The organism is Granulicatella balaenopterae (assembly GCF_900111135.1).
GTDB lineage: Bacteria > Bacillota > Bacilli > Lactobacillales > Aerococcaceae > Granulicatella > Granulicatella balaenopterae.
On sequence record NZ_FOGF01000094.1, the window covers coordinates 1 to 1,027 of the forward strand.

The window sequence follows — 1,027 nt, forward strand, 5'->3', positions numbered from 1 at the left end:
AAATAAAAAGGAGATTTGGTTATGTCAAAATTACAGTTATCACAAGGAAAGTTCGAACACTTAAAACGTTTATCTAATGAAGAAAATGTTATTGGAGCATTAGCGATTGACCAACGTGGCTCATTGAAAAAAATGATTGCTGCGGGTTCAAAAGAAGATCGTGGTGATGAAGGAATTATCCATTATAAGGAATTAGTTTCTGAAGATTTAACACCATATGCTAGCTCAATTTTATTAGATCCAGAATATGGTATCCCAGCAATGAAATTACGTGCTGATGGATGTGGCTTAATCGTTGCCTATGAAAAAACAGGGTATGATGCAACGGAAGAAGGTCGTTTACCTGATTTATTAGTTAATTGGTCTGCAAAACGTATTAAAGAACTAGGCGCAGATGCTGTTAAAGTATTATTATATTATGATATTGATGAAAGTAATGAAATTAATGATATTAAACATGCATGGGTAGAACGTGTTGGTAGTGAATGCCTTGCAGAAGATATTCCTTATTTCTTAGAGATTGTTACCTACGACCATAAAAATGCAGATGTGAAGACTAGAGAATATGCAGAAGTAAAACCTCATAAAGTAAATGATGCAATGCGCTTATTCTCAGATCCACGATATAATGTAGATGTCTTAAAAGTAGAAGTTCCAGTTAATATGAATTTTGTTGAAGGATTTACTGAAGAAGGAGTAGAACCAGTCTATTCTAAAGATGAAGCTAAATTCTTCTTTAAAGCACAATCAGATGTAACTGATTTACCATTTATTTTCTTAAGTGCTGGCGTATCAGCTGAGTTATTCCAAGAAACATTAGTATTTGCAAAAGAAGCTGGCTCAGCATTTAATGGTGTATTATGCGGTCGTGCAACTTGGAAAGATTCAGTACCAGTCTATGCAACTGAAGGTGATGAAGCTGGACACAAATGGTTACAATCAACAGGACGTAAAAATATTGAAGATTTAAATGAAGTATTAAAAACAACAGCAACAAGTTGGATGGAACGTGTTGAAGTAAAATAAT

Annotated in this window: 1 protein-coding gene; it reads left to right on the forward strand. The window is 33.9% G+C overall.

The window, feature by feature from the left end:
- Nucleotides 1–21: 21 nt before the first annotated feature.
- A complete protein-coding gene (gene lacD, locus BMX09_RS09955; protein ID WP_089748121.1) occupies nucleotides 22–1,026 on the forward strand; it encodes a tagatose-bisphosphate aldolase in 1,005 nt (334 codons plus the stop codon).
- The last annotated feature ends 1 nt before the right edge of the window (nucleotide 1,027 follow it).